Source organism: Bartonella sp. AP3QHHD, from assembly GCF_042195765.1.
Classification (GTDB): Bacteria; Pseudomonadota; Alphaproteobacteria; order Rhizobiales; family Rhizobiaceae; genus Bartonella.
Genome location: NZ_JBHIPC010000095.1, coordinates 1 through 3,765 on the forward strand (window position 1 = coordinate 1; position 3,765 = coordinate 3,765).

Below are 3,765 nucleotides of genomic sequence, written 5' to 3' on the forward strand. Positions count from 1 at the left end.
ATGCTTTGTTTTTTCATAAAAAAATCAATAAAATCAATGCAAAAGGTACTTCTCAGCGGGTTGGCTTCGTTGCGGGGCAGGCGAGCGCGAACTATCGCTAGCGATAGAATTTTCAAATTGACTGTACATTGTACACTTAACTCATTGATAAATAATGATTTCAGTGTGTGTACTGTACAGTACGCGATTATTTTTAGATAAAAATTATTTTTATTCTTGACATTGTTGCGTTTATATATATTTTCGAATCAGGTGCCTGAAAACACCTTAAAACATCTAGCGGATTGATTGCCGAAATAATCGATCTTCTGTGCATTGCAAAGGCTTTGACTCATTATATGCGACAAGTGTATAATGACCTCATCGGGTGTAGTTACGCTATACAATACCCTTATGGGGAAAGCGTAACGACGGACTAGATGCCGTGTTTTCAGCACCCGATACCTTTTAAAGGTATCAATGAAAACCTCTAACATCTATGAGTTCATAATGAACACTCTTATAAAAATTACAGAAAGTGTTGCTAATAGTGCTACCACTCAGACTATGTCGAGTCGTGAAATTGCGGGGGTATGTAGTAAGAAGCATAAAAATGTTATGCGAGACATTAAACAAATATTTAGCGAGCTCAAATTTGAGCCGGCTAAGTTTTTAAGCAGTTATATTGATGAACAAGGAAAAACACGCCCTTGTTATAATTTACCCAAACGTGAATGTTTAATTCTTGTTTCTGGTTACAGCACTGCTTTACGAGCCAAAATCATTGACCGCTGGCAAGAATTAGAAAAACAGGTAGCCACACCACAAGTTGACTACTCTAAACCGGAGGCATTACTTGGTGTTTTGAATCACTTACAAAGTCAAATAGAGCAGAAAGATCATGTTATTGCAGAATTAGCACCAAAAGCAGAAGCGCTTGAAGGCTTAAAGCGTTCTGAGGGGGCTATGTGTGGCATCTTATTGTTTTTTATTCACGAGTAGTTGTTCAAGGAGCTTTTTGAGATCTTCTGAATTCATTGCCAGTAGGTGATTTAATGTAACGGTAGTGCGGACAGAATCTTCTAAACGAGCAAGAATTTCACCCGTAAGGCTACGATGATTTGCCTCAGCAAGCTCTTCCAATTGATTTTTCAGTTCAATTGGAATGAGAAATTTAAATTGCACACGATCTTTTTTTGTCATGCACCTAAAATATACCTAAAATACACTTGACACAAGGTACATTTATGGTACTAAATATGTGCATATGGAGGTAAAATGAAAACGATCCAATATAAAATAAATATGCCACATACATTAAAGGAGTGGTTGTTTAATCGGGCGACTGAGAATGATCGCTCTCTTTCATCTGAAATAATTAACATTCTCAAAAAAGAAAAAGCGCTAGAGCATAAGTCCGCAAAAACTCTCTCTAACGCTTTACATCTAACTAACCTGAAAGAGGTCAATTACAATGAATAATAGCACATACTTACCTATCAATAAAGACAAATTAATCAAATTACGAGAAGTCGAAAACGAGCCTCGTGTTCGCGATGTGGATTTAGCAGAAAAATTAGGGTTTGTTCGTACACGTGACGTTAGAAAATTAATTACAAGAAATATGCAAGAAATAGAACGGTTTGGGAGGTGCGCCACTGTGGCGCACGTAATAAAGGGCAATAACGTAACAGAATATTGGCTTAACGAAGAGCAGGCGTTATTGATTGCGACATTATCGAATACAGAAAAATCTTCTCAAGTCCGTTATATGCTTATTAAATTATTTGTTGCATGGCGTAGGGGCGAGATAAAGCAATCCTATGTTCAATCGATTGACTACTCCAGTCCAGCAGTAATGCTTGGTGTCTTAACGCATTTAAAAGATGAAAACGAGCGGAAAGACAATATCATTGCTAAATTAGCTCCAAAAGCAGAGGCTTTGGAAGGTTTAAAACGTTCTGATGGGCTGTTCGGTTTGATAGAAGCAGCAAAGATGTTAGAGGTACGACCAAAGGATTTAACTGATTACTTGCGTAAACATGATTGGGTGTATCGGCGTGCTCCAGGAGCGCCACTGTTACCTTATCAGGACAAGATCAAGAAAGGATTTATGGATTGTCCTGCTATTACCATTCAAAGACCTGATGGTACAGAAAAAGTGCTCCCTTCAACAAAAATTACACCAAAAGGATTAGCTTGTTTGAGAGAACAAATCCATGGAGGTGTGCAATGAATACCAGTATAGACTTCTTATGTGATTTGTGGATGGCATTGTATCAGTTTTCTGATCGTGATGATGTTGAAGATAAGACTTTTAATGCCCTCATTGAGACCATGAATGCAATAGAAGAAGCTGTGATTTTAAAACTTCAAGATGAATCGCCAAATGCACTCAGGATTTTAGCAATGATTACAAATTTTGGGTCTTTAAAACCTCCTCCGATTATGGAGCCTTTGTTGAAAGCTTATGAACCTGATTTGGAGAGCCCCATTAAAAAGGTTGCTTAAGTTCAAAAACAGAACTCTCCTCCCCGTTCTCAAAATGGGGAGGTGGTTAAGAAGGCAATAAAATTAAGGTGCGCTATACCAAGTTGATCGTCCACCACCATGACGTATCAAAAGACCTTTTTCAACTAATGATGTAAAAGTTACTTTAAGTGTATTAGGGCTTGCACCAACCTCACGCACCATATCGCGGGTTGTAACACGTCCGTGATTACGCACATAATCAAGAATATTAAGAGCCAATTCAGATAAGGAAAAAAGAGCATTTTTTTCACTCTCTATTTTTATTTCTAATTGGCGTTTTTGTTTTTGTAGAGCACGTAAAAAAAAGAGTATCCAAGGCTCCCAATTGGGTGTTTTAGTATAAATTGTTTTTTGAGTCTGATTCAGAGCTAAGTAATAGCTTTCTTTATTATTCTCAATAATGCTTTCAAGTGATGAATATGATACATAAACATAACCTTTTTGTAACAAAAGAAGGGTGGTTAAGATACGGCTTAAACGTCCATTTCCATCTTGAAAAGGATGAATAGCTAAAAATGTTACATTAAAAATACCAATCGTAAGTAAAGGATGAAGATCCTTTAATTCATTGGTTTTATTGAACCAAGTAATAAGCTCTTGCATTCGGTATGGTGTATCAAATGGTGTAGCTGTTTCAAAAACAATGCCAACCATTTTCCCTTGAGAATTAAATGCTGCTACATCATTGCGTAAAGTCTTATATTCACCTCGATGTCGTTGATCTTTCTCACTATTACACAAAAGATCACGATGAAGTTGTTTAATATGATTTTCAGTAATAGAAATATCACTCCAAGATTGAAAGATTGTTTCCATAACCTTGGCATAACCGATAACTTCTTGTTCATCACGACTCTTGAAACGTTTAATTTCTAAGTTTACCAAAAGCTGTTCGATTTCGCGGTCTGTTAACTTACTCCCTTCAATGCGTGTAGAAGATCCAATACTTTCAACAGTAGCAATATGGCGAAGGGCGTTCAATCTTTCAGGGGCAAGAGTACCAAGTGCGCGCCATGCCCCTTTGAACTCATCAATTTCAGCAATGAGAGCCAACAATTCTTGTGTAATTTGGAGTGTATCTGTTTTCATACCGGAATATATACCCGATTATACCCGATTGTCAATCATTCGTAACACCGTAAACTCTTACTTCTTATGGCAGAGAAAAAGCAAGGAGCAACTATGAATAAGAAGAATCGTAAGGGTCTATCGGTTCGTGCGTTTGCGAAGAAGATGGGTGTTTCACATAATGCA

General features: G+C 37.3%; 5 protein-coding genes and 1 pseudogene. 4 read left to right on the forward strand and 2 right to left on the reverse strand.

Translation table 11 applies throughout. The annotated features are described in order from the left end of the window. Window positions 1–489: 489 nt before the first annotated feature. Window positions 490–942 (forward strand): annotated as a pseudogene (locus ACFIL7_RS08095) (Rha family transcriptional regulator); the annotation flags it as partial. Between the two features lie 15 nt (window positions 943–957). Here the strand turns inward: ACFIL7_RS08095 and ACFIL7_RS08100 are convergent. Beyond that, complete coding sequence (locus ACFIL7_RS08100) at window positions 958–1,182, reverse strand: Arc family DNA-binding protein (RefSeq protein WP_375612370.1); 225 nt, start codon at window positions 1,180–1,182, stop codon at window positions 958–960. 75 nt (window positions 1,183–1,257) lie between these two features. On the opposite strand from ACFIL7_RS08100, the gene ACFIL7_RS08105 reads away from it, so the two are divergent. Genes ACFIL7_RS08105 through ACFIL7_RS08115 form a run of 3 tightly spaced genes read left to right on the forward strand, consistent with a single transcriptional unit; the run spans window position 1,258 to window position 2,490 of the window. After that, the gene (locus tag ACFIL7_RS08105; protein WP_004859798.1) at window positions 1,258–1,461 is read left to right on the forward strand and encodes an Arc family DNA-binding protein; all 204 of its coding nucleotides are present in this window, start codon (window positions 1,258–1,260) and stop codon (window positions 1,459–1,461) included. Further along, entirely contained in the window at window positions 1,454–2,215 is a 762-nt protein-coding gene (locus ACFIL7_RS08110; RefSeq protein ID WP_375633229.1) for a phage antirepressor KilAC domain-containing protein, read from the forward strand. Before ACFIL7_RS08105 ends, ACFIL7_RS08110 begins: the two co-directional genes overlap by 8 nt. Next, complete coding sequence (locus ACFIL7_RS08115) at window positions 2,212–2,490, forward strand: hypothetical protein (RefSeq protein ID WP_375635103.1); 279 nt, start codon at window positions 2,212–2,214, stop codon at window positions 2,488–2,490. Before ACFIL7_RS08110 ends, ACFIL7_RS08115 begins: the two co-directional genes overlap by 4 nt. Window positions 2,491–2,553: 63 nt before the next feature. Here ACFIL7_RS08115 and ACFIL7_RS08120 read toward each other — a convergent pair whose 3' ends face one another. Beyond that, on the reverse strand, window positions 2,554–3,600 hold the full coding sequence (locus ACFIL7_RS08120) for a Fic family protein (RefSeq protein WP_375683497.1): 1,047 nt from the start codon (window positions 3,598–3,600) through the stop codon (window positions 2,554–2,556). Between the last annotated feature and the right edge of the window lie 165 nt (window positions 3,601–3,765).